General features: G+C 45.0%; 23 protein-coding genes and 1 pseudogene. 10 read left to right on the plus strand and 14 right to left on the minus strand.

What is annotated here, in order from left to right; translation table 11 throughout:
- Positions 1-59: 59 nt before the first annotated feature.
- Complete coding sequence (locus QW71_RS03280; RefSeq protein WP_152679681.1) at positions 60-401, plus strand: hypothetical protein; 342 nt, start codon at positions 60-62, stop codon at positions 399-401.
- A 6-nt stretch (positions 402-407) separates the two neighbouring features.
- Positions 408-653, plus strand: a complete 246-nt coding sequence (locus QW71_RS03285; protein WP_039293242.1) for a hypothetical protein — start codon at positions 408-410, stop codon at positions 651-653.
- 66 nt (positions 654-719) lie between these two features.
- Here QW71_RS03285 and QW71_RS03290 read toward each other — a convergent pair whose 3' ends face one another.
- Positions 720-3,215 (minus strand): helix-turn-helix domain-containing protein, encoded by a 2,496-nt coding sequence (locus QW71_RS03290; RefSeq protein ID WP_039293245.1) that lies wholly within the window; start codon positions 3,213-3,215, stop codon positions 720-722.
- Positions 3,216-3,442: 227 nt separating this feature from the next.
- Between QW71_RS03290 and QW71_RS03295 the strand changes: the two genes are divergently transcribed.
- From QW71_RS03295 to pgmB, 7 genes are read left to right on the plus strand one after another with little or no spacing between them, the layout of a single operon-like run.
- Positions 3,443-4,966, plus strand: coding sequence for a sugar ABC transporter ATP-binding protein (locus QW71_RS03295; RefSeq protein WP_039293541.1), 1,524 nt, complete (start codon positions 3,443-3,445; stop codon positions 4,964-4,966).
- 19 nt (positions 4,967-4,985) lie between these two features.
- The gene (locus QW71_RS03300; protein WP_039293247.1) at positions 4,986-5,999 is read left to right on the plus strand and encodes an ABC transporter permease; all 1,014 of its coding nucleotides are present in this window, start codon (positions 4,986-4,988) and stop codon (positions 5,997-5,999) included.
- Between the two features lie 35 nt (positions 6,000-6,034).
- Entirely contained in the window at positions 6,035-7,165 is a 1,131-nt protein-coding gene (locus QW71_RS03305; protein WP_039293250.1) for a sugar ABC transporter substrate-binding protein, read from the plus strand.
- Positions 7,166-7,210: 45 nt separating this feature from the next.
- A complete protein-coding gene (locus QW71_RS03310; RefSeq protein ID WP_039293253.1) occupies positions 7,211-8,197 on the plus strand; it encodes an ABC transporter permease in 987 nt (328 codons plus the stop codon).
- 39 nt (positions 8,198-8,236) lie between these two features.
- On the plus strand, positions 8,237-9,940 hold the full coding sequence (locus QW71_RS03315; RefSeq protein ID WP_152679682.1) for a glycoside hydrolase family 3 protein: 1,704 nt from the start codon (positions 8,237-8,239) through the stop codon (positions 9,938-9,940).
- Positions 9,941-9,954: 14 nt separating this feature from the next.
- Entirely contained in the window at positions 9,955-10,836 is an 882-nt protein-coding gene (locus QW71_RS37715) for an alpha/beta hydrolase (RefSeq protein ID WP_052769863.1), read from the plus strand.
- Positions 10,833-11,516 (plus strand): beta-phosphoglucomutase, encoded by a 684-nt coding sequence (gene pgmB / locus QW71_RS03325; protein WP_039293255.1) that lies wholly within the window; start codon positions 10,833-10,835, stop codon positions 11,514-11,516. The genes QW71_RS37715 and pgmB overlap by 4 nt, the downstream gene beginning before the upstream one ends.
- Before the next feature lie 106 nt (positions 11,517-11,622).
- On the opposite strand, the pseudogene QW71_RS41155 reads toward pgmB, so the two are convergent.
- Positions 11,623-11,912, minus strand: a pseudogene (locus tag QW71_RS41155) (transposase); the annotation flags it as partial.
- Between the two features lie 260 nt (positions 11,913-12,172).
- Between QW71_RS41155 and QW71_RS03330 the strand changes: the two are divergent.
- The gene (locus QW71_RS03330) at positions 12,173-12,454 is read left to right on the plus strand and encodes a YolD-like family protein (RefSeq protein WP_039293257.1); all 282 of its coding nucleotides are present in this window, start codon (positions 12,173-12,175) and stop codon (positions 12,452-12,454) included.
- Positions 12,455-12,662: 208 nt separating this feature from the next.
- Here the strand turns inward: QW71_RS03330 and QW71_RS03335 are convergent, their stop codons facing one another.
- The 12 genes from QW71_RS03335 to QW71_RS03390 form a co-directional block, all read right to left on the minus strand.
- Positions 12,663-13,670: a ParB/RepB/Spo0J family partition protein gene (locus QW71_RS03335; protein ID WP_039293259.1), complete on the minus strand. Its 1,008-nt coding sequence runs from the start codon at positions 13,668-13,670 to the stop codon at positions 12,663-12,665.
- 13 nt (positions 13,671-13,683) lie between these two features.
- Positions 13,684-14,061, minus strand: a complete 378-nt coding sequence (locus QW71_RS03340; RefSeq protein WP_039293262.1) for a hypothetical protein — start codon at positions 14,059-14,061, stop codon at positions 13,684-13,686.
- Positions 14,062-14,346: 285 nt separating this feature from the next.
- Positions 14,347-15,366 (minus strand): hypothetical protein, encoded by a 1,020-nt coding sequence (locus QW71_RS41160; RefSeq protein ID WP_235441370.1) that lies wholly within the window; start codon positions 15,364-15,366, stop codon positions 14,347-14,349.
- Between the two features lie 95 nt (positions 15,367-15,461).
- Positions 15,462-17,276: a VirB4 family type IV secretion system protein gene (locus QW71_RS03350; RefSeq protein ID WP_235441371.1), complete on the minus strand. Its 1,815-nt coding sequence runs from the start codon at positions 17,274-17,276 to the stop codon at positions 15,462-15,464.
- Positions 17,277-17,280: 4 nt separating this feature from the next.
- Positions 17,281-18,114: a C39 family peptidase gene (locus QW71_RS03355; RefSeq protein WP_039293270.1), complete on the minus strand. Its 834-nt coding sequence runs from the start codon at positions 18,112-18,114 to the stop codon at positions 17,281-17,283.
- Positions 18,115-18,117: 3 nt separating this feature from the next.
- Positions 18,118-18,795, minus strand: a complete 678-nt coding sequence (locus tag QW71_RS03360) for a hypothetical protein (RefSeq protein ID WP_039293273.1) — start codon at positions 18,793-18,795, stop codon at positions 18,118-18,120.
- Positions 18,796-19,097: 302 nt separating this feature from the next.
- Positions 19,098-20,552 (minus strand): hypothetical protein, encoded by a 1,455-nt coding sequence (locus QW71_RS36865; RefSeq protein WP_235441372.1) that lies wholly within the window; start codon positions 20,550-20,552, stop codon positions 19,098-19,100.
- A 71-nt stretch (positions 20,553-20,623) separates the two neighbouring features.
- Positions 20,624-21,196 carry a DUF6550 family protein gene (locus QW71_RS37720; RefSeq protein ID WP_052769864.1) on the minus strand — a complete coding sequence of 191 codons (573 nt, stop codon included), beginning with the start codon at positions 21,194-21,196 and terminating at the stop codon, positions 20,624-20,626.
- Between the two features lie 117 nt (positions 21,197-21,313).
- On the minus strand, positions 21,314-21,853 hold the full coding sequence (locus tag QW71_RS03375) for a hypothetical protein (RefSeq protein WP_039293275.1): 540 nt from the start codon (positions 21,851-21,853) through the stop codon (positions 21,314-21,316).
- Positions 21,850-22,176: a DUF4320 family protein gene (locus QW71_RS03380; protein WP_083442420.1), complete on the minus strand. Its 327-nt coding sequence runs from the start codon at positions 22,174-22,176 to the stop codon at positions 21,850-21,852. Before QW71_RS03380 ends, QW71_RS03375 begins: the two co-directional genes overlap by 4 nt.
- 100 nt (positions 22,177-22,276) lie before the next feature.
- Positions 22,277-23,152 (minus strand): secretion protein F, encoded by an 876-nt coding sequence (locus QW71_RS03385; RefSeq protein WP_235441373.1) that lies wholly within the window; start codon positions 23,150-23,152, stop codon positions 22,277-22,279.
- 15 nt (positions 23,153-23,167) lie between these two features.
- Positions 23,168-23,914 (minus strand): RadC family protein, encoded by a 747-nt coding sequence (locus tag QW71_RS03390; protein ID WP_047013596.1) that lies wholly within the window; start codon positions 23,912-23,914, stop codon positions 23,168-23,170.
- Positions 23,915-23,995: the final 81 nt, after the last annotated feature.

Genomic DNA, 23,995 nt, shown 5'->3' on the forward strand with positions numbered 1-23,995 from the left:
CTATATAGCCGTGGAAAAAACAAAGAGTCGCAGAAGGTCATAAATCTGTGTGGCGGTTCATGGTACATAAACAAATCGAGATGATCTTTCCAGCCAAAGAACGGAAGAAGAAGAGGTACCGTGAGCGAATGCTGGAGAGTTATTGTCAAGACCCGCGGATTTGTTCCTGCTGCAAGCACCGGATGTTGCTTGTGGTCATTTGGCATGCAGAATATGGCCGGATTTATTATTATGACGAAGAGACCGTGAGCGAATGCTGGAGAGTTATTGTCAAGACCCGCGGATTTGTTCCTGCTGCAAGCACCGGATGTTGCTTGTGGTCATTTGGCATGCAGAATATGGGCGGATTTATTATTATGACGAAGAGCGGGAATACGCAAACCAAAAGAAATGGGGGATAAGGAAAGATGGGAAAAGGCGAAGAGACCAAGCCGGATAAAACAAGCAATTGGGATCTATGGGAGCCGTGGGGAGAAGAAGAGCCGGAGGTATGGATTGACTATGTCTGTGTCGAGTGTGGGGAGTTAGATCCTGTGACTGACTTTATAGTGGGCGAGTGTTTGTATGGGCTAAAACCCGGAAAATTCCCAGAGTTTTTCTGTCTGTCTTGTAATGGAACCTTGGTGAGAAAAAAGGAGCCAGCGGACAAATAAGCGCTGGCTAGTAAGCCCATTCACCCGCAGGGTGATTTTGTTCATTTTTCTCCTTTTGTGCTTCTGCTATTCCCCAGACCGCTTAATAATTTCAATCAGGCGGATCTCAAAAGGCTCCAGAATAGCTTGGATCGGCAGTGCGCCGGAAACGCGTACACGTGATTTGCTGAGTTTAGGTATGGAGATACTGCGCAGATAATTGATTTCATCGGCTCTATGCTCCATCCCTCCCCCAATACTGTTTTCATTGTCAAATGCACTTCCGAACTGCTGGTTCACCACATGCTCTACAAGGTCATATGTGCCGCTGGCAGGTACCAGTTCGAAATTGAATTCCTTGCGCGATTTCGCCGGAAAATGGGAGTAGCGTTCATGGTAGGAAATGCTGATGGAAACGCCTTTGGCGTAAACTTCATCATAATGGTGATAATTGTGCAGCAGAATCTGAAAGCCGGTGCTTGATCTGGTAATGAAATATCCTTCGCCGCCCGTAATCCGCTCATTTCCCAGCTTGTTAAGGAAGGAAAAGGCGTGATAGGACGGTTTTTTGATATTGTTATGGGTAAAGAGGCCGAGTCCTCCGTGGAATAACTGTTGCGGCAGGAGATTCTCCTCATGGAGATCGGTCAGCAGCCAATAACCGAAGGCATCAAGGCGGTCATAATTCTCGGTTAGGTTTTTGACAATATATGCTGATTTGAAGCAGGTATCGCTCATCAGGTCTTTATGGGAGACAGTCGAATTCCACTCTGTCAGATACACAGGAAGGGACCCGAACCGTGATTCATGCAGCCTCAGCTTCAGCCGGTCAATAAATTCAGAGAAGGAGTGGCTTACCGGGCTTAGATTTAACTGGTTATCCTGACCGTTATAATTCCATAAGTCTATATCGTAGTAATGAATCGTAATGAAATCAGGCGTGCAGCCCTGTTCTCTACTGAAATTAAGGAACTGGAACAGCCAGTCTTCATTTTTGTTATAGGTCGAGAAGGCGGCGGGTCCCCCGAAGGGGATTGCAGAATCGATTTGCTTCACGGTTCTATAGGTGTTCTGGTACAGCTGATTAAAAATGTCATCATGGCTGAATCCAAACAATAGATTGGAAGAACTGGGCTCATTCCAGACACAGAACAGCCAGCTTCTTACTTCCTCCAGACCGTAACGCTGGATCAGATGCAGGGTAAGTGTCCTGATCAGCTGGTTCCATTTGTCCATGCTCTTTGGCGGACTGGTATTGATTTGATTGTAAAAAACGGTCTTCTCCAGATTACTGGCGAGTTTCTTAGGCATGAAGGAGAACTGTACCAGCGGCTTCAGCCGTACGGAGAGCAGAAAGTCAAACACCCTCTCAATAAACTGGAAATTATAGATAGGCTTACCCTCAGCGTCTTCATTGTATACCATCATGTCATCATCCAGCAGGCTGTGCATCTTAATATACTTGAACCCAATTTCCGACTGGGCAATCCGCAGCGCCTGCTGCACGTCGGCCAACAGCACCTCCTTGGCCCGGCTTACCCCAATAAAGTTCTTAAAATGATGCTCAAGCACTGTCCCGGAAGCAGCGGCAGGAACTTTTATCAAAGAAGTTCTGCTACTGCCTATCCGCTGCGGCAGGTCAACGGGGGTGGACTCCAGATTGCTTTCGATGAACGCCTTAATATCCTCATAATAAGACAAAGGCTCGTCCTGGTAGTAATTCACGGATTTTTCCTTGGTCGCTTCGATACTTCCCAGAATTTCACCCGCATGCTTCTTTCTCCAAGCACTGGGTAGCTCTCCGTATTTCTCGGTGAAAGCTACAACAAATGACCGGACATTGGGGAAGCCGTTTTGCGCTGCTACCTTGTCTATTGTCAACGACTCGTTGAGCAGATCATTTACCGCATGATGTAACCGGATATCTTTCAAGTAGTCACTGAAGGACATTCCCATGTTTCGTTTGAAGTATTTTGACAAATAGGGCACGGACAAATATTCGGTTTTGGCCATATTTTGCAGAGAGACGGGGTCACTGTATCTACTGTTGACATAATCCAGAATCCGGCTGAGCCGGTCCAGATTCTCCTGGGAGTAGCTGTTAATGTCCTTGCCGTCAGTGCTGAAATTAGAACCTAGCTCATAGATCAGTTCGTACACAAGTGAAATGTTTTTGAGATCGATATATTCATCGGGATAGATATTGTACTTCAAGATTTGGGCAACGATCCGTTTCAAATGTTTGAATCGGTCGGGGTGGCCGGAACGGGCCGAGTTGCAGTCGTAGTACATTTTCTGGATATCCGACGAGACTTCTTTCAGCAGTTCTAGTTTGATTTGCAGTGCAATCATGGTGGCATCCTCGGCATGGAGCTCATGAACCTCATTGGAATTAATCAGAATAATATCACCGGCTCCAAGTTCATAACTCTGGTTGTTGACGGTAATGTGTACGCTTCCTTTGATATTAATAATGAGCTCCAGCGATTGATGCCAGTGGCGGTTGACCTGTCCGATGCGGTGGAGGAAGAATTTGATGGGGAGCTGTTTGGGAAAACTAATGACTTCATGACGAAATTCCATAGGTGTACCCCTTTCAATAGGCGAATATTTAATCTTGAAGGTTGAAACAATATGCAAATATTTAATCTCATTCTTTAAAATTTAATGAAGATAGCGCTAATGATCTTATTATAGGTTAAAAATCTGCCCTAATCTAGTTAATATGAACAGTTAAGATTGGTTGTGGCAAATGTTACGATATAGCAGTGGGAGGTAAGTGATAACCTATGGCAAAAGGAATGTTGGATATGGAAAGGCAAGTATTTCTGGAGACCCGGAATATAAGTAAGAAATTTAATGATGTGACTGCTGTTAATCAGGTGAGCATGAATATTAGGCTCGGTGAAATCCGGGGACTCATCGGAGAGAACGGATCAGGAAAATCAACCATCTCGGCGATGATGAGCGGCTTATTGCCTGCTACGGGTGGAGAAATGCGGATTGCGGGTGCTCTCTACCGCCCCAAAAGCACACTCGATGCCAGAGAGCATAAAATTTCAATGATCGTGCAGGAGACAGGCACCATTCCTGAGCTGTCGATCGCAGAGAATATGTTTCTTGGCGAAGAGAAGCGGTTTGCTAAGCGTGGATTCATTAACCGTCAGCGGATGAACCGGGAGGCCAAACACGCGCTGGGGCTGATCGGCCTGCACGAACTGGATGTGACCAGACCCATGTATACGCTTGGGTTTGAACAACGGAAACTGACCGAAATCGCCAGAGCCTTATATTATGATCCCACATTGTTTATTGTCGATGAGACTACAACCGCTTTATCGCATGAAGGCAGAGTTCTGATCCATCAAATGATGCGCAGGCTTAGAGACCAAAATAAGGCCGTATTGTTTATTTCCCACGATCTTCCCGAATTGATGGAAGTCTGCGATGTGCTCACGGTAATGCGGGACGGTAATCTGATTACAACCATTGAGAAACAGGATTTTAATGAAAATCATATCAAACAATCGATGGTAGGGAGGGTCATTGAGGGGAATTATTACCGGACTGACTATGACGGTTCTTACAGCGAGCAGGTCTTGATTTCCGTCAATAATGTCAGCGCTTCCGTCCTGCGGGATATTGATTTAGAGCTGCATAAAGGAGAGATTTTGGGGATAGGCGGGCTCTCGGGAAGCGGAATGCATGAACTGGGCAAATTAATGTATGGAGGACTGAAACCTGTGCAGGGGGAGGTCATCGTCTATGAAGAACGGGAGGATGGCGTTCCGGCGGTTCCGCGTAAGCTGAACAGCATCCAAGTGGCAATAGCTAGCAGAATCGGTTATGTTTCCAAAGACAGAGACAAGGAAACGTTAATTATGGAAGCGTCCGTTAAGGACAACCTGGTGCTATCTGCGCTGGACCAGCTTTCCAGGTTCGGCCTGATCCTGCCCGGCCGGGAAAAAAGCTTCGCTACGGGACAGATGGAGGGTTTGCAGATTAAAGCCAGTGGCATGAACCAGAATGTCGGGGAATTGTCCGGAGGGAACAAGCAGAAGGTTTCCTTCGGAAAATGGATTGGGAACAACTCCAAAGTTCTGATCTTGGACAGCCCTACCCGCGGGGTGGACGTTGGGGTGAAAACCACCATGTATCAGCTGCTCTATACATTAAAGCGGGAAGGGTATTCCATATTGATGATTTCCGAGGAACTGCCGGAGCTGATCGGCATGAGCGACCGGATTCTGATGATGAAGGACGGAAGAATTAGCAAGGAGTTCACCCGGTCGGAGGATCTTAGTGAGGGTATGCTGATTGAGCATATGATTTAGAGTAAAGGCGGGAAACTTAATGGAACAGGGCAATACGGCTACAAAAGGAAACCGCAGGAGCGTGGGAGAATTCCCGGGCATTGCCGGATTTCTGAAAAAAAATAAAAATACCCTCATTCAATATGCAGGCTTGGCGCTTGTAATTGTGGTCTTCGCCATACTGACCGGCGGAGACCTGCTATCTGGCTTCAATCTTCGGACGATTATCAAGCAGCTTGCCGTTCTATTCACAATTTCAGTGGGCATGGTCTTTATTTTTTCCCATGGAGGAATGGATATTTCGGTAGGCGCTGTCATGGCGCTGAGTTCCATGGCGGCGGTGTATACACTGAATGCCGGTGCTCCGCTTGCGGCAGGCATTCTGGCTGCTGTTGCCGTGTCTGTCATTTGTTATTTGCTGAATGTTTTAATTGCCATACAGTTCGGACTGATGCCTGTCATTTCCTCCCTTTCGATTATGTTTATCGCTAGAGGGCTGGTGACCTATAACGTATCCACAGCTACCGAGAAGCTTGGCGTCATGGATGCGGAACAGCTGAAGCTGCTGGGCAGAAGCATTCCATTTATTCTGATTTTTCTTACGGTGGTCGGACTTATCGGAATTGTGTTGTTTCATTACACGAAGATTGGCAAGCAGAGCCGAGCGGTTGGCGATAACCCATTGGCGGCTATGCAAAGCGGAGTCCAGGTCAAAAAAACCAAGATCACCGGCTATGCCTTGGCGGGTGTGCTGATAGGCTTCGCATCGATTTTATCTTTGGCCCGCTCCACGGTGATCAGCGAGAACACGGGATCAGGTATGGAGATGGATGTCATTGTGGCTCTGATATTGGGCGGATTGTCGCTGAATGGCGGCAGCAAGGCGAAGATGAGCTCGGCGATTGTCGGCAGCATTACTTACATTTTGCTAAATAACGGGTTGGTCATGGTGGGAGTGGCTACGGAAGTGGTTTCTTTGGTTAAGGGGATCGTGTTCCTGCTGGTGGTGTTTCTGCTGCTCAAGCGGCCCTCTACCGAGGTTATGCCCCGCTAATGTACAAAAAATTCATATAAAAAGAGGGATAGACAATGAGAAAAAGAAAACTGGCTGCTATTCTGATTACGCTGATGCTGCTCATCGGGATCGTTATGACCGGCTGTGGGGACAAAGCTAATAATGCAGGCGGCAATGAGAAGAAACCAGTCAATATTGGGGTTATGCTGTACAATTATACGGATATCCAAGGCCAGGAGATCAAATCTTACGGTGCCTACCTGGAAAATAACTTCAATGTGAAGTTTAACTATGCAACTGTGGGTTCAAGTGAGGAGGACCATATCAAAGGTCTGGAGAACCTGCTTGCCTCCGGGGTTAAAGGCATCATAAGCGGTTATGACACCGCTCTCGAACAAAGCGTGAGCTTGTCAGAAGAAGCCGGTGTGTATTACATGGTAATGCTTGGTGATGTGGATGGAAGTGTAAAGAGCGACTACCTGGTCGGAGGAATCAAGCAATTCGGGGACAATCCGGCAGATCTGGGAGCTATCTACGCAGAGAAGGCTTACAGCGCGGGCGCTAGAAATATCGGGGTTACCTCGTTTCCTGAGTTTGCCTTCCGGGACGCACCGGCAATCATCTCCGGCATGACCGGGAAGATGAAGGAACTGGATGTGAACCAAGAGGCTGTCATTTATCCGACAGAATATCATTCCTTTGCACCGGAAAATGCCAGTGATGCGGTAACCAAAATCATCTCGGGGCATCCGGAGGTAGATACGATCTTTGGTCTAGGTTCTGGTATGGATTTTGTCTATCCGGCTATTCTTAACAGCTCTACTCCCGGAATCCGGTTGCTTGCGTTGGGATACAACAATTCTACGACAGCAGGTCTTCAGAATGGCAATATCCTGATGGCCGGAACAAATAACTATACACAAATTTTGGCCAACGCCTTTGCCCAATTGTACGACCGTATCAACGGAAAGGTTTATTCGGACTGGCAACTTAATGGAAAGGTCAATTATGTAACACTGAGCTCTGTAGAAGAGGCCAAAAGTTTCACCAAATATGTGATTCCTGGTGATAAATCGGAAGGTTCGGTTACCGCTGACGAATTGAAGGAAGTTATGCTAAGCTTCAACGAATCTGCGACCTGGGAATCGCTGCAGACATTAACCAGCCGAACCTTGTCGGAGATTCAAGCAGCCAGAAATGAATAGAACCGGGGAATGGGCTTGCCCGCCCCAATGTAACGGAGTGAGCACATGAAGAAGCTTATGATCAAGGGAGCTTGGGGATTGCTGAGAACTTTTTTGTTCCCTGTATTGATATATGCAATTATTTTGCTGGTTACCGTCATGATGGACCGTTCGGGTTTTGCAACATCGGGGGCTTTTGACAGAATGATCAGAAGCAGCGTGCTTTCCACGATTATTGCGTATGCCATCGCCTTGCCCTTATCGGGAGCCCGATGGGATTTCGCGCCGGGGATCATCATTATCCTGTCCGGTATCGTTGGCAGCAATCTGGCCATTAATCTGAATGCAGGACCGTTGGCCCTGCTGATAATGACGGCGGGAATTGCGGTGGTACTCAGCCTGCTGGAAGGCGTTTTGTATCTCGTAATCCGGGTTCCAACCATCATTGTTTCACTTGGTGTAGTCATGGTGTACGAAGCGTTGTCAGGTGTAGTCTACGGCGGGTCCGGGACGCAGCTATATATGCATCCAGAGCTGACGGTATTTGCCCGGTCACCGTGGATATATATGGTGCTGGCGGTCATTATGGTGCTGTTCTACTTCCTGCTCGGCCGGACCCGATTCGGCTTTGATACGCGTTCCCTTGCAGCAAATCCCCGTCTGGCAGTCAATATGGGCGTGAAAGAGAAGAAGAATATCATGATTACTTATTTGACCGTCGGCGTGTTGCTCGGGGTAGCTGCTGTCATCAATGCCTCTACAGTATTGGTGTCCCCCGCGAACAACCTGAGCTCCACCTCGTTGATGTTTTCTTCGATGGGGCCGGTGCTGGTAGGACTTTATTTGGCGCGTTTCTCGAATATTCCACTCGGTATTTTCGCCGGTGCGCTGGGAATGAATGCCTTATCCTATGGCATGGTTATTCTGGGGATCGACAGCTCCATGCAGACCGTCAACCTGGGTGTGTTCATCGTGGCATTCATGGGATATACCTCTAACCAGGAGAAAATACGCACATTTTTCAAACGATTCAGTGCACGTTCTGAGGCTTAGAGCTAGGACGGCAACTGCAGCAAGGATAGGAGTGGGAGAATGGATATCAAGCAGTTGAGAGAGAAACCGTTTTACTTGAGTGAAGAAGATTTGAAATGGGTGCAAGGCGCCTTCGGGCAAATGTCGGTGCAGGAAAAGATCGGACAGCTGTTCTTCATGGTCGGCTACAAGCAGGATGAGTCTTTTCTGAAGGGTGTAGCCCAAGAGACCGGTATTGGAGGGCTGATGTGCCGCTCGATGGCCAAAGAAGAAGTGGTAGCCGCTGTAACCACCCTGCAGAGATCTGCTCGGATTCCGCTGCTGATTGCCGCCAACTTGGAGGCAGGTGGGCAAGGAATTACCACGGATGGTACCAAAATTGGTTCGAATATGGCTATTGCTGCAACCGGGAGCAATGACCTGGCCTATCAATTGGGCAAAATATGCGCCCTAGAAGGCGGCAGCGTAGGGGCTAATTACGCCTTTGCGCCTGTAATCGACATTGACTATAACTTCCGTAATCCGATCACGAATACCCGGACTTTCGGAAGCAGTCCCCAAACGGTGATGGAGATGGGAGCTGCCTATGTGAAGGGCTGCCAAGAACATGGAATGGCCGCTTCGGTGAAGCATTTTCCCGGCGACGGCGTGGATGAGCGGGATCAGCATCTTGTGACCTCCGTGAATTCCCTAACACCTGAAGCGTGGGACGATACCTATGGAGTGGTGTACAGCCACTTAATCGAAGAAGGAGTTAAGACGGTAATGGTTGGCCATATTGCCCTTCCCGGATATTCCAAACTGCTAAATCCGTCCCTTCGGGATGAGGAGATCCTACCGGCATCTCTGGCAAGTGAGCTTCTGGACGGGCTGTTGCGGAAACGTCTTGGCTTCAACGGGCTGATTATTACCGATGCGACCACGATGGCGGGAATGAACATCCCGATGCCGCGAAATGAGTTGGTCCCCCGGGCGATTGAAAGCGGCTGCGATATGTTTCTGTTCACCAAAAACCTGGAAGAGGATGTAAGATTCATGAAGGAAGGCCTGGAAGCGGGGTTGCTCTCTCCCGGCAGACTGGACGATGCAGTCCTGCGCATTCTGGGGCTCAAGGCTTCGCTCAGACTGCATGAGCGGGAGAATGTTCCGGTGCTTGCTGAGTCCTCCGGAGTGCTGAGACATGAAAGTCATTTGGAGACGGCCAGAACTGTGGCAGATCGGTCTATAACGCTTGTTAAAGAGGAAGCCGGCGTGCTTCCGTTATCACCCGAACGTTATCCGCGTGTGCTGCTCTATGACATCGAAAGCGAGGCTAATGCACTGGGCTACAGCAAGACGCACGGACTGGCTACAGCCTTTATCCCGATGCTGGAGAGTGAGGGGTTCAAAGTAACACGCTTTGAGCCAGCGGGCGTCTATGAGGGATTGCAGAGCTCTTTTACAGAAATGAAAGAAAGCTATGATATTATCCTTTATTTATGTAATCTGGCAACCAAGTCCAATCAGACAACTGTCCGGATCGAGTGGCTTAACCCGATGGGAATCAATGTTCCAAATTATATTAACTCCATTCCGACGTTGTTTATTTCTACAGAGAATCCGTATCATCTTCTTGATGTCCCACGGGTCAAGACCTACATTAATACTTATGGAGTCAACGATTATACGCTGCCGCAGCTGCTTGCCAAATTGATGGGGCGGTCACAGTTTACAGGCAAGAACCCGATTGATCCGTTTTGCGGCAAATGGGATACAAGATTATAGGAAGGGGTATACCCATGATTCATCAAACAATCCGGCTGTTGGATAACTCTGCAGCCACACTTACAACCTACATCCAGGAAGACGGTGAATTCGACCGAAAAAACATAGTCCGTCCGGCTGTTCTGATCTGCCCTGGCGGCGGATATACAGTTATTTCGCAAAATGAAGGAGAACCGGTGGCACTGGCTTATGCTCGAATGGGGTATCATGCCTTTGTTCTGAGTTATTCTGTGAAAATCGACAATCCGTTTCCCGCTGCTCTGCTCGAGCTGGCCTATGCCATGGCTTTCATTCGGGAACATGCGGAAGAATGGCTCGTGGACAAGGACAATATTTCAGTAATCGGCTTTTCCGCAGGCGGCAATCTTGCGCTTAGTCTTGGGATTTATTATAAACATCCCCTTCTTACCGACAGTACAGGCTTGAACGCTGCCCAGATCAAGCCCAATCAGCTGCTGCTTGGCTATCCGGCAGTTACCCTGGAGCCACGTTCGGAGAAGACCCCCGATTTTGTCATTGAACTGATGGAAAAGGGACTGATGCCGGATATGAGAGGGCCAAGCATTCGTGAAATCCTGATGGGCAAAGAGAATTTGACGGATGAGGAGAAAGCATCGTTAAATTTGCTGCACAAAATTCATCCGGAGCTGCCCCGCACGTTTATTTGGGGGACTTATGAAGATACAGTGATCCTGCCGACGGATTTATTCGGTCTGGCGGAGGCGTTATTCCGCAATAAGGTGCCCTGTGAATTGCATATGTTCGAAAAGGGGCCACATGGCATGTCGCTTGGCGATGAAACGGTCAAGTCCGCAGAGCAGGTACAGCATTTGCATCTCTCCGAGTGGTTTAACCTTAGCGTAAATTGGCTGCGGCAGGGAGTGGTTTCCTCTTGAGCACTTTTCCCCAAGCGGTCATCTTTGATCTGGACGGCGTTCTCACAGATACTGCGGAATTCCACTACCTGGCGTGGAAGCAGCTCGGCGCGGAGCTGGGAATAGAAGTGGACAAAGCGTTGAATGAGCAGCTAAAGGGAGTCAGCCGCCTGCAGTCGCTGGAGCGGATTCTTGCGGCGGCGCCTGTTCCTCCGGTGCTGACAGCAGAGGAAATGGAGCTTCTGGCAGCCCAGAAAAATGCGCATTATACCGCATTGATCGCCTCCATCACGCCAAGCGATATTTTGCCTGGCATAGCTGCACTGCTCCAGGAGTTGCGGGCGGCGGGCATGAAGCTGGCTGTCGGTTCGGCAAGCCGGAACGCCCCGTTCGTGTTAGAGCGCCTGGGACTGGAGAGCACATTTGACTATGTAGTCGATGCAGGCCGCATCAGGTACGGCAAGCCGGACCCGGAGACTTTTACGAATGCCGCAGATTATCTGAAGGTTCCTTGTGAGCTCTGCATCGGGGTAGAGGATGCTGCTGCTGGCATTGAAGCGATCAAGCGGGCCGGGATGTTCGCTGTTGGCATCGGTTCAGCCCAAACGCTCCGGCAGGCAGATTGTCTGGTGTCAGCCGCTGAATATCTCAACGCAGAGACTATCATAGCCGCATATACCCGTTGGAAGAAAAAAGCTTAAGCTGCACAAGATTTGCTGTCATTCAAGCAATGCAAAATCGGAAATCCACAAGGGCTGGGCTGTCCTGAACTGCACCCGGTCAAGTAGACAGTATAAAATAAGTATTTTAAGCGACCTTAGTCCTGAATTCATTGGGACTGAGGCCGTTTAGTTTTGTCTGTATCCGTTCGTAATTGTAAAAGTGTATGTAATTATTATCAATGTCTTGTTGGAGCTCTTTAAAGGATTGGTAGGTATGCAAGTAGAGTACCTTTCACATTTGAGTGTCCCTCAGAAGGATTCCATGGGTCCGTTATCAATACAGCAACCCACTCGGGACATGCTTTGCGTCAGTTTCGCCTTGTCGAGCATCTCCTTAAAGTGTAGAGAAGTATACTGGAAACCACGGTCGTTATGCTAAGACAAAGACTGTATACTCGTTGTTGAGTTGCAGTCTTTGTTGTTTTCGAGAAGCACGCCTATAGATGTCAGGTATCATATATTAATTTTAACTATTCCTTTGATTTAGATATGAATTAATGCTTAGTAAGTTAATTATTGCTAAAAGAATTATAAATATATATAATACAAACATACGTTCCTTTATAGTTTCTACAATAACTTAATAGTAATATGGTTTGCTGGACTTACTGTATAAATTACCAGGAGGAGAATGAATGATTAGAAAACTCGATGAGAAATTATCAGATAAAGAAAATATTGTACTACGCACAAAACCTCAACTTACTAGTATTCAATTACAAGTGTTTAAAAGTGCTATAAATAAGTCTATTGAAGAGCATAGTCCAATATGGTTAAAGGTATTTAAACCAAATTATGATAGAGTACTTCATGGTATCGTAATGACAGTGGATTATCATCTGTATGGAATTGAAGTGAGAACTATGAGGGATCAATCAGAATGGGTGGAAATAGAGGATATCTTAAAAATTACCTGAACAGGAATACTAATTTTTCACACATAACTGCCAAACAACTCTAAAAATATATTCTACTATTTCCAAGAAATTTTGATTAATAAAAAAGGTGAATCGACTAAATTAGATCCACCTTTCTTTAGTGAAATTACTTATCTTAGGGCAGCGATATTATTGTATAGTCCTACTCCATACAAAATTATGAGCCTGAGTATTAGATGGTAGATCACTATTTTATCACTTTTATAGAATTTTTCATGCAAATGTCGCGGACTTTTCTGAATTCAGAAAGATGCTTCTCTAAGTTTTCAATCAAGAGGTTAAGTTGTCTTTGAAAATCCACCTTATTATCAAGAGTGATGCGCTCATGTGAGAAGATTGTATCTGTGGAAAGTGGGCGATAGGAAGGTATACGAGAAATCAGCTCTTGGACTTTTTGTTCAATTGCTGTAATTTCAAATGGTATCAATTCTTCTTGTCTTGATTGAGAATCAGCAATCTTTGGCTTTTCGAAAGATTTTTTTGGTAGCCGCTTTTCTTCATCATAAACAGACCAGGCACGAAGTAATTCCTCTCCACCATTTCTAATCAAGTTGTCCTTGGTTTCATTTTTAATATCAGTATCTTTAAACATTGTTGCTATTCTCTTTACATCTTTTGGAGGCATTTGAGAACCGGCTACTTTCATTGCCAATGCATCACGAAATTCAAACGCTACATCTTTTAAAGGAAGCAACTGATCCTCTGTTAATCGGCCTGAAACAGACTCTTTACCACTTTTTATTAGTGAGCGCACATCTTTACTGAATTTTAAAAGTTCAAGTTTTGTACGAATATAAGTTTCTGTTTTTCCCAGCTTAGTTGAAAGGAACTTTGTTGAGATTTTGTATTCTTCATTTAAAAGTTTGTGAAAAGCCTCGGCCTCTTCTACAGGAGAAAAACTTTCACGCTGTATATTCTCAGCAAGTTGCTCTAAATAAATACTTAGTTCATCCATGTCTTCGGAAATAATACACGGTATATCCGTAAGTTTTAATTGACAAAATGCTTTATACCTTCTATTTCCAAAAATGATTTTATATCTGTTATTATTTAAAGCCCTGACTTTTATAGGATTAAGAAGACCAATTTCCTGAATACTATTTGCTAATTCAATTAAACTTTCGTCATCAAAGTTATATCTGGGTTGTTCTAAATCTTCATCAATCATATCAATAGGCAAATTCTTTACTAACATTAACATCTACTCCTTACTGTTCGGCAGCAGCATCAAAATCAAAACTCAGTTGTTCATGATCTCTGCTAGACTTTTTCGCTCGTAATCCCCCGATTTTGTACTTTTCAGCTGTTTCAGCCATTCCATTCGCACGATTTTTAAAAGTAGTAGAAACGTCTTCGAATTCATACTCATACTCAGGGATAAAATATCCCTTTCCTATGTTGGCAAGGTATTCTAAATCGGGATGTTTTCTTAACTTTTTAATCTGATACCTTAAGGAGTTTTTTTCCTTAAGTGTCTTCACAGGGAAACTGATATGATGTCCAATCCGATGAAGTGGCCAGGGATCATCGCCCCTTCTAGTTTTGAGCAGTTCAAATAGATTCAATTTTTGATCAGGACTCAACATAAAAACCCCTCCTTAAAAGAGATCCCCTCCATACTTAAATAGCGATGGTGTGGGATTCTTCGAGGGGTTTATATACATATATCTTACCTCATTTCTGCAATAAATGCCAAAATTATTAATAAAGAAATTCGGATTTTTGTGAAAAAAATATATTAAACACGGATTTTGTATATCAACTAAGATTAATTATTTATTCTATAGTAAACAGTTTTTGTTTAAGGTAATAATTTCAAGTTCCCTGCTAATAAATCTAATTTGCTAATATTGAAGCGTGGTAATATTTGTTCAGACCTTAATATATGTGTTGAGTAATTTTTTAAAAACCTCTCCATTTATTTTTGAATCAAAAAGGTCATGAGATGCATTGCAGAAAATGATGTCTTGACTAATGCTTTGTGACAAATAGGTTTTAATATTATCCGGTACAAATAATCCTAACGCTTGCACATTAAGGTTCTTACATCGCTCCATAGACCGGTAGAACCCTGCCATTTCGTAAGGCATTGCTGAACTACAGAGTAACCGAATGTCGGAGTTTACAAAAGAGTCTTGAATCTTGTGTTCCTTTAACATTCCGCAGTCAATCACGATGAAGTTATAATCCTGATTTAATTCTTTCGTCATATAGAAGTCAGAACCTTCCATTGAATAGGCGTTACCAAATTTATCGGGTTTGAATAACTGAATGATATGAGCTAAATGGTTGTTACTATTTGCCACAACGTAACATGCAGTTCCTCCGTGGGCGTTTATCCAACAGACCAGGTTGAAAGCAGTAGTAGTCACACCGACTCGCCGGTCACATCCTGCAATGGAAATTGTGACATTAGTGCAGTTAAACCGTAATTGGGTTACTTCTTCCACCGGTGAAATTTGAGGCGGTGCCTCTAATGAGATTGACTCTCCCTCAGCTTTACGTCGCAACATTCCCACTTCTGAAAAACACTCTCGAATTTCATCTTGTATCACTTCTGTTTTTTCGGCTGTAACCACATTTTGAATATCTGCCTGTATCAGTTCTTGGAAAAAAGGACTGCTCTCCGGTAGCCCTTCCGAAATCACAATGATCCGCATTTCATACATCATCTGAAAGGATAAAAGTGCTTGTACCATTTCTTCATCAGTCTCTTTTATTGCTCCACGCTCAATTGCTAAATAGCGAACATGGCTATAAAAGCGCATATCTTTGACCACAAAGGAATTGAGTGAAAATGACCCAATCAGCTTTTTTATCGGCAATTCCAACTCAGTCTCAATAAAATCTAGCAGATTAACTTTATTACTACTAGTTAGATATAGAATCATCCTTTACCCTTCCTTCATGAATAACAATATAATCCCAATGACCACTAGACCCATATAGAAAAAAAGCTCAATGAGCTGTTTCTTTTTGTCCATGCTCATCGTCCTCCTGCTGTTCCCATATAAGCAAACTTATATTCAGGGATATCAAAGTGGATATGCAGCCTCTTGGAGCCGATCATCAACAAAGCATGTTCGCGCTTCTTGCTGGCCAGAAGTTCTTCCTCTGCGTCCGTTAGGTTATAAAGCTCTCGTGTTTCTTGAAGGTTCTTCCCGTCTGTCCCCATTAGTATTTTGATACAAGGAATATCCAAAAGCGCTTGCCCATACATCTTGACTTCAGGTGCTAGAAAGTCGACGACACTATGAGAGATAATTGCCAATCCAGCTTCATATTTGCGAGCACGTTTCTCTACATTACGCAGGAAAACTAGGCTCTGTGGGACGTTCGGGTCAATCATCAAATAACACTCATCACAGATTAGAAGAACCCGTTCTGTCCGGTCCTGAGACATTTGCTCCCAGCACCAGGATAAGAGGTTAAAGTATTGGGTTCTCTTGATGTTCTCAGAAGTATTCTGAAGAGTATGGGTGTCCAAGCAAACGCAGCGGCTATGGGTTTGGATGGTACTGTGACCATTCCATAAAAAAGAGTCCCCACCATGTGCAATATCATGCAATAGTAGGGACAACTCTTTATACACTTCATCTCCAAGCTTCTTTTCCTTGCCATGAATCAGAGCGTAGAGGTCAGAAAAAGTTGGGAAGTCGGTACTGGAAAGTTTCGCAATGTCTGTGGTCCAGGTAATCTGAAACTGATTATACAATTCAATCAAACATTGCTTAAGAACAGCTTTTTGCATCATGGTCAGGTCAGGGATGTAGAGGTTAAAGAAGATTTCCAGATTCTTAAGATGAAGCGCCATGTCGGACATACCGTGACCTTCATCTTTATAAAGCGGAAATTGCTCATCCTCTTCATCGCGTGGAGCGGGGCGAATTTGCAGTGGATTGATTCTGCCATTAGATCCACCCCCGGCGTTAATCCAATCGCCATTTAGCCTCTGGCAAAGCTCCTTATATTCCGATTCTGGATCAATAAAAATAATTTTGGTACCCTTCATGTATTCACTAAGTGCCACATGCTTTACAGCTGTAGATTTACCCACGCCGGCCACGCCCATAATGACGATGTTTGAATTGGTTCGGTCGCCGCCACGCTTCCATGTATCGACGATGACCAATCCGCCGCTAGCATCCTTGGCGAAGTAGTAACCCGTGCCGTCGTTGAAACCAGAGCTTGCAAAGGGGAAACCTCCCACGAAGGTGCTCATCGGCATGATTTTATTTAGGATATCCCCCATTTGATCTTGTGCGGGGTACATGGGGGATAGGTGACGAAAGCCCTCTTTTTGAAGATGGGCCAGGTTACGAATTTTGCAGCGCATCATACTTAAGGTATTTTCAACACGTCTACATGTGCGGGTGAACTGCTTATCATCTTCAGCAAATGGCATGACCATTACATTCATAAGGCCAACCGTTTCACCGTTTTGGTCGATCTGCATCATAATGTTCTCACCATCGGTAGCCGCCTTGTCTGCTCGTTGACGGGTGAGAGGATCTTTAGCACTGTCGGCCATGCTGCGATTTTGTGTAATGGATTTGGATATTGCTGAGATTAAGGCGCTATTGTCTATAGGTTGAAAACCGATGGATACCATGGTAGATGGCATATTGGTTAGAGTGGAGAGCCAACCGACATCGGCTTTGGGAGGATACTGAATGACGCCATACATTTTAGCTGTTTGTTCACCAATCACAAGGCCGTTACGAGAAAACTCCAAGCCCATAGGAGTGATTGCGTTTAGAAGTGAAGGATTCACAGATAAAGATGGAGATGTGGGTTTCAAAATATCAGTTCTCCTTTCCGCTTATGATCCAGAAGGGGCCACCTGCTGCTGCATTTTTTCGGGCTTCGTTCAAAATAATGGAGAAATCCCATTCCTGCTCACTTCGCTTTTGACTGGCTGGATCGGCGACAAGAATCTTGCCTTCAGTGGTGACACCTCGAAGTACCATGAAATGGCCGGAGGAAGTGAAGTGACCTTTACCCATAATGGCAACAACCAGTTTTCCACTAGATAAGGCATTAATGATAGTTTGCTGGTCTTTTTGAGCAGCACCTTGAACATTCAAACCAAAATGCTGAGCACCATCAGGAATTAAGCTATGGTAGCTACCGGTTCCTTCTGCCAAATAACCATTTTCATAGGCCCACTTAGCCATAGTCACAGGATCGATACTTTTATCTGTAAACGTCGATACAACAATTGCTAATGAAGTTGGACCGCATCCAGACACTCCAATGGTATCTCTAGGACCGTAAGGCTTATCTGCCCAACGGGAATCCATTTGGTTGTAGTAGACAACTTCACGACTACCATCCTTAAACGTAACTCCCTCATAGTGCTGCCCCTGACTTTCCAAATATCCTTCGTCGGTATTTTGTAGAATTTGGGTAAAGCCATAATCGGTACGCATTTCATTTACAATAGGAGTTTCATCAGCCGAGAGCCATATTTTAAGTGACTCTAAGGGGGAGGTAAGCAGTTGTAGAACCATAGCGATGAGAACCAACAAGGTGGCTGCAGGAATTAAAATCAGCATCAGTATTCGTTTGCGAGCTTGTTCGTCGGAAGCAATTTTCAGGGCTATTTTGGAAAGTAACTTCGCAGTGAAGGGATCCAAATTCTACACCTCCAACTTCGCAAGAAAAGGAATTACATTTTCAGGTTCTGCCGTTTCGAGGTGGGTGTAGGAGGGATTGTTAACTAGGTTGCATAACTGAACGATGTCTTGCTGTTTTAAAAGTTGGGTCTGCACTTGGCCATCTTCAAAATGCTGAGCAAGCCGTTTAGCTTTGTCCAAGAGGTCCCGTTCAGTTCCGTCTTTTTGTCGCTGCCAGAGGATTAAATAAAATTGTCGCTCAACTACTTCACCTGAGAGAGTGAGCGTGTTCATCTCCAGCATTTCTTGCCGGAGCAGTTCTTTCTGCTTAGGGTCTGCAGTAGAGAGTAAGGCACTGAGTTCTGAAATTAGAGGGGAAATATCTACAGGGCGGCTTACCGCAAGAAACTTAAATGGATAGTTGAAAGAGGATAATTCGGCTGTTAGTTTGCTGATAAGCATCCGCTTTTCAGAGGAACTCAATAAATCCAGGCTAATCGGGAAGATCCGCACATAGCTCATCAGCCAACCGTCTTGTGTATAAAGGAAGTTCCCATGAATGTCTTGTACTTGGACGAATTCTTGTGCTGTTTGCATGGCAAGATCAGTGGTGATTTTTGATTTTGATTTACTTTTCATGAGGTGAAATAAAACAGCTCCTCCGCCAAGAAGGCAGAGGAGCAGCACAATGATGGGCAGCATAAATGCAGCACCAACTTTCTATTTTGTTTTTTTCGGTGCAATATGCCAATCAGAGAATAGGTTCCCGGAGATCGTAATCGTTCCCTGTAATTGAAGGGTTAGCATGCCTGCAGGCGTCCAGGCATCCAGAATGCGTGTGATTGGAATATAGGGACCGTCAGGGAACCAAACCGGCGTAAAGTGAACCCGACTTTGATAGGATGAATATTCATTGGTCTTCAACCAAAAGCTGGCGTTCACTCCACCTGATTTAAGGTCATGAAGCCGCCAGTAGGTTTGATAAGAAAACTCTGGGAAATAGGTTACGGCGGCTGGGCACCGGTGATGTGACTACTAGGGGCATTAGAAGAGGTCGTGCTGTTGCTAGTTATCTCAATGCCATATCCTGATTTCATCCTATTGGAGGAAGGAGATGGTGATTTAGTATCGGGGATGACTGATTGAGTGGCAGAGAGGGAAGCGAAATAACTAGTCCAGATATAATCCCACCAGCCTTGATCTTTCCAATATCCATTGTCTATCCAATAGCCGGTACCCTTTCCGCTACTGTACCATTGCCAGTTAGAAATCCAGACCCAGTATTCATGCCAACTAGCCGACCAGATTCCCCAGAAGGTAGTAGTTTTTGATGGATAGGTAGGAACTGCAGGGAGGTGAAATGAATCGTTACGATCTGTGGCAGTAGGATTGGGCGGGGGATTCTGGTTTAGATCGACAATAGAAGCTGTTATAGAAGAAACATTAAGAGAGCCGTTTGTTGAGCGCACCTGAATAGAAATTGATTGTGGTGTGCTAGGTGTGTGCCATTTTATCCAAACCAACTGACTGTCGCCTTCCGGAATGACGATATTCGTCACCGTGTAAGTGCTGCCCATAATCGCAAATGTAACGCTTACCGGATTATCAGGTGTGATTTCTGCAGAGGTGGAAAGACGCACAGAGGTAATCACATCAGTATCTGTCCGGTATTGGTAGCTCGTCTGACTGGGGGAAGGGATAGTAGGGGCGTTATTAAAGCGGACGATGCCCAAACCAAGGGATGTAATAATTTGATCGTTACTGACACGACTGTTGGTAGAGCCATTCCAAGCGGGGAAGTTAAGGTCGGAGTTCTCTAAGAACATTGAGAGCGGTAAATTCTGGTGGGTTAGGCTAACCATTTTGGAACGCAAACCACCGTTTAGAACTTGATCATATAAAGCAGCTTCATGAGCTGTCATTCCCATAAAGCCACCTTCAAATGTAAAATAGGCTATCGGCTCTAAAAGGAGTTTATAGTTGCCACCTGTTAAGAGGGCATAGTCTATCCCAGTATCATTTGAAATCATTTTTATTGCCCCTTCAGAGCAGAAATACTTTTTAATAACCTCAATATTCGTTACGCTTCCACCTGAGCTGATGATCTGAGGCATTGGCAATGCGGGTATTTGGTAAACGTATCCCCCAACACGAACGCTAAGGTCAGTTCCATTGCGATATTGCGTTTTACTTAATTTTCCAAAATTAATTAAGCTAGATGCAGGTTTTTTATTTGTATAATCAACAGGAGTAGAAACGGACGCTTCATTTGAAACACGAATAACTGTCACTCTAACCCCATCGTAGCCAGGTACCCACTTATTTTGGGACGTACCTGACCCCATGCCGCCTCCGCCATTATCAATATTTCCATCACCAGTGCCATCAGCAAAAGAATTAAGCTGGAAAAGGGAAAGCGCAAGTATTGAAGAAAGAAGAAATAATAGAAACCGTTTCAAAGTATTCACCTCCAAAATAAAAGAGTACAGGATTATCGCCTGTACTCTTCTTTAACATGGATTAAATTGGACTAGTCCATAGACCCTACTTGTTTGTTCCAATCGCCATCTGATTCACTGGTGTTTCCCTTATTGTCACCTTGATCTTCAACCCATCCGAAGCCAGGAACGAAAACCTTTCCATCATTATTTTTTGCTCCGGCCTTTGGTTCATCTTTTTGTTTATTAGGCTGAATTGTCTTTTCCTCATAAGCTGGAGTAGAAGCAGGAGATTGTGGTTTTGTAGATGCCTTAACTTTGGGCTTAGGTGGCTGGGTAGGTTTTGGTGTTTTTGCAGGTTGGGTAATGGGTACTTCAACATTCTTCTTTTCCTTTTCCGGTTGAAGTATAGGAGTTTCAGATATGTTAGGCTGAGGGGTGATTTCGTCAACAGAGATGGGGGAGTGGCTTGGGCTTGGATTCTGGAGGGAGTTAGTAGGGCTTGGCTCTATTTCAGAAACATTGATTTTAGAAGGAATTGCTGAGGTTATCGTTTTTGCAGGATCAGTTATTTGACTGCTGTCTTGATGTGGCCATGCCGCCCAAGTAGCTATAAGCCCAATAATCACAATTCCTCCGGCAAAAGCCCATATCTTTCGCTTCATCTTTCTCGACTCCTTATAACATATTTGTGTTTTTACAAGAGGATCCCTTTCTTCTATTTTACTGTATAATTCTGTAAAATCCAATGAAATCAGCTTACACAATAATTTTTTATAAGTTTATGAGCTGAAACGAGGCATATATACTGCTTTAACATGTAATTCTGCCTTCATAGAAGGTAGATGACCCCAGCCAAAGGAAAGTGGCACCTCTAGCTGTATTACTGCTTCGGCTGTGAATTGCTCTATGGTGTTCGGAGAAGAAGGAGCGAACGGTGCATTGATAAGAGTTACAACTAAACCGGATAAACTATATTCCACCTGATCTCCAATTAGTTTGGCATATCTTGTCCCTTGTTGGGCCAGTCCCAAATTCTCTTGTAGCCGTGGATAGACATGTCCTGTGGAGACCTGCTCCTGCCATTCGTTTCCGGACCGTAAATAACCGCCGGAGTAACTTTGCCGCAGGCTACTGTATACATTACTGTAGTTTTCAGCAACCACGGCAATAATGGAGCTTTGCACGGCATCACGTACACCACTGGCAATAATCGTTAGTCTCATATATTCAAAAATTACACTAGAAAACATCAATATTGCCAACACAATGGCAACAACTAACGGAAAGCCATTACCAGATTTGTTAGTCAGCCACTTCATTTCCAATACACCTCAGACTTTCCTTGAGCTCTAGCGGAGAGTTCAATGGGGAAGGAGCCAAAACTCCCAAATAGTCCGATATTAACAGTGATTTTCAAGATTACCGTTACTTCTTCATTAATTAGAATTTGTCCGGTTCTGTTCCATGTTATTGTAGGATATAGACCAGTTTGTGTCTGTAATTCATTAGCTCGCTCTGTAGTCTCATTACCAACTCTGCCGGATATCTCAGCTTCTCGTACCAGTTCCGCGGCGAAAGTGTCCAGTTGATTCTTTACAACAAAGACCGGAAACACCTTGATCGCCAGAGCTACACATAACATGGCAGCCAATACTAGCACCACCACATCGACGTAACCTTCTCCGCGCTTACTTCGGAGGATGGACACCTAGCATTCCTCCCTTCCTTCTGGATGGTATGCATCAGAATAACTTGCCCATCGCCCTCATGATCTCCGTGCCCAAAATGACAATGTACATCAACATAAAGCATCCGAGCATATAGAATGAATACTTGCGTACTTTGCCTGGACGCTTCATTGCAATAAGCTTGAGACGCTGAATCTCTACCAATTTGAAGTCATGTGCGAGCATTTCAAAATAGACAACTCCCTGATCACCACGCAATACGGCTAGCAACCCCCGTACAATATCGGATAACATCGTGCTGCCGATACGGGTCTCGAGCCTCAGCAGTGCCGTCTCCTGATTGCCGCTTTTTATATCCGCTATAGTGATAAATAATTCGCTCTGCAAGCTGCTCCCGGCATTCTTGGCGTAGACCTCAAGCATCCGCAGCACGTCTCTAGTAGCTTTAAGCTCCTGCGCGATAGTGGCTACAAACCGGGGGAGTTCAGCTTCAATTTCTTCTCTCTTTTTGCGAACAGATTCACTTGCCGCACTTATGTTTTTGAAGAACACAGCGATCGCCAAAAAGATAAAGAGTGGTGAAATCAACGGTAAAATTGGAAGACTCACTAATCCTCCACCAAAAATCAGACCTGCTTTTACAATGGAATGAGCTACATAGGCTTGCGGGGTTAGTGGAATACCAGCTGACTGAAGGGTCGCAGCAGTTTTGCGTTTATAGTAATCGCTTAGTCGAAGTTTAGGAGCTAGCCAGGAAGACATACGAAAGATGAGAGCATCGAAGGTAGAACTGTTTTTCTTCCCAGTTCGTGCGACCCGAATGATTGCCTTGGAGGCAGCAAGTGTGGGAAGTTTAATCAGGTCTGTGATAACGAGATAAGATCCAGCAGCGAAAAACAAACCAATGAACATTAGTAATCCGGACATCATAGACAATTACCTCCATTAGCGCTCCCATTCTTCCTCACGCACTACACCATCCCATGCAGGCTCCGGGTAAGGAGCGTGAATATACGGTTCGACTTCCTCCAGACTTTTGAGGGTGATGGCCTCATAACTAATCGCTGCTTCAGCTGATTTCGGCAATTTCCCCATCTTTGTCAATGAAGTAAAGCCTGCATTACCAATAATGATGTGATCCAAAATACTAATATTAAGCGGTTCAAAGATCGCAACTATTCGTTTGGTCATCTCGATATCTTCCCAGGATGGCTTCAGACTTCCGCCCGGATGGTTATGCGCCATAATGATGGATGTGCAGTCACAATTCAGCGCAGCCTTTAAAATATTGCGGGGGTACACAGGAGCCTCAGTGAGACCACCTTCAGAAATAATCCGTGTTTCAATCACATGGTTACCATTATCTAAGAAGGCGACCATGAAGCGTTCTCGGTCCCGTAGCCCATGTAAAAATGCGGAGAAGTAGCTTCCTGCCAGCTCTGGAGAGGTGATTTTTCGCTGTGTATTCTCCACTTCCCACTGCAGAACACGGTGAGATATGAGGAATTCATTAAGCTGCTCAACTTTTTGTAATTGCATTGAAGTGAGTTCCAAGGAATGGGGATGCTCCAGAGCATTCATTAGGTTATTGGTATTTCCATAGTTCTCTAATTTATCGAGTGAAATTCCCGTTAACAGATGAAGGGATTGGATATATTCCTTGACCATCTTATCAAGAGAGTCTTGGCCCATCGAATTCGCTCCTTTCAGGAGATGGGACTGGCTTCAAGGCATATAAGATCTTCTTTACTGCCCGTAGCTTGCTTTTCAAAT

The organism is Paenibacillus sp. IHB B 3415 (assembly GCF_000802655.2).
Classification (GTDB): Bacteria; Bacillota; Bacilli; order Paenibacillales; family Paenibacillaceae; genus Paenibacillus_AQ; species Paenibacillus_AQ phytohabitans.

What these genes read in the sequence shown, in the direction of transcription:
- QW71_RS03280 (WP_152679681.1), top strand. Translation starts at nt 60, where the DNA reads ATGGTACATAAACAAATCGAGATGATCTTTCCAGCCAAAGAACGGAAG.
- QW71_RS03285 (WP_039293242.1), top strand. Translation starts at nt 408, where the DNA reads ATGGGAAAAGGCGAAGAGACCAAGCCGGATAAAACAAGCAATTGGGAT.
- QW71_RS03290 (WP_039293245.1), bottom strand. Translation starts at nt 3,215, where the DNA reads ATGGAATTTCGTCATGAAGTCATTAGTTTTCCCAAACAGCTCCCCATC.
- QW71_RS03295 (WP_039293541.1), top strand. Translation starts at nt 3,443, where the DNA reads ATGGAAAGGCAAGTATTTCTGGAGACCCGGAATATAAGTAAGAAATTT.
- QW71_RS03300 (WP_039293247.1), top strand. Translation starts at nt 4,986, where the DNA reads ATGGAACAGGGCAATACGGCTACAAAAGGAAACCGCAGGAGCGTGGGA.
- QW71_RS03305 (WP_039293250.1), top strand. Translation starts at nt 6,035, where the DNA reads ATGAGAAAAAGAAAACTGGCTGCTATTCTGATTACGCTGATGCTGCTC.
- QW71_RS03310 (WP_039293253.1), top strand. Translation starts at nt 7,211, where the DNA reads ATGAAGAAGCTTATGATCAAGGGAGCTTGGGGATTGCTGAGAACTTTT.
- QW71_RS03315 (WP_152679682.1), top strand. Translation starts at nt 8,237, where the DNA reads ATGGATATCAAGCAGTTGAGAGAGAAACCGTTTTACTTGAGTGAAGAA.
- QW71_RS37715 (WP_052769863.1), top strand. Translation starts at nt 9,955, where the DNA reads ATGATTCATCAAACAATCCGGCTGTTGGATAACTCTGCAGCCACACTT.
- QW71_RS03330 (WP_039293257.1), top strand. Translation starts at nt 12,173, where the DNA reads ATGATTAGAAAACTCGATGAGAAATTATCAGATAAAGAAAATATTGTA.
- QW71_RS03335 (WP_039293259.1), bottom strand. Translation starts at nt 13,670, where the DNA reads ATGTTAGTAAAGAATTTGCCTATTGATATGATTGATGAAGATTTAGAA.
- QW71_RS03340 (WP_039293262.1), bottom strand. Translation starts at nt 14,061, where the DNA reads ATGTTGAGTCCTGATCAAAAATTGAATCTATTTGAACTGCTCAAAACT.
- QW71_RS41160 (WP_235441370.1), bottom strand. Translation starts at nt 15,366, where the DNA reads ATGATTCTATATCTAACTAGTAGTAATAAAGTTAATCTGCTAGATTTT.
- QW71_RS03360 (WP_039293273.1), bottom strand. Translation starts at nt 18,795, where the DNA reads ATGCTGCCCATCATTGTGCTGCTCCTCTGCCTTCTTGGCGGAGGAGCT.
- QW71_RS37720 (WP_052769864.1), bottom strand. Translation starts at nt 21,196, where the DNA reads ATGAAGCGAAAGATATGGGCTTTTGCCGGAGGAATTGTGATTATTGGG.
- QW71_RS03375 (WP_039293275.1), bottom strand. Translation starts at nt 21,853, where the DNA reads ATGAAGTGGCTGACTAACAAATCTGGTAATGGCTTTCCGTTAGTTGTT.
- QW71_RS03380 (WP_083442420.1), bottom strand. Translation starts at nt 22,176, where the DNA reads ATGTTATGTGTAGCTCTGGCGATCAAGGTGTTTCCGGTCTTTGTTGTA.
- QW71_RS03385 (WP_235441373.1), bottom strand. Translation starts at nt 23,152, where the DNA reads ATGATGTCCGGATTACTAATGTTCATTGGTTTGTTTTTCGCTGCTGGA.
- QW71_RS03390 (WP_047013596.1), bottom strand. Translation starts at nt 23,914, where the DNA reads ATGGGCCAAGACTCTCTTGATAAGATGGTCAAGGAATATATCCAATCC.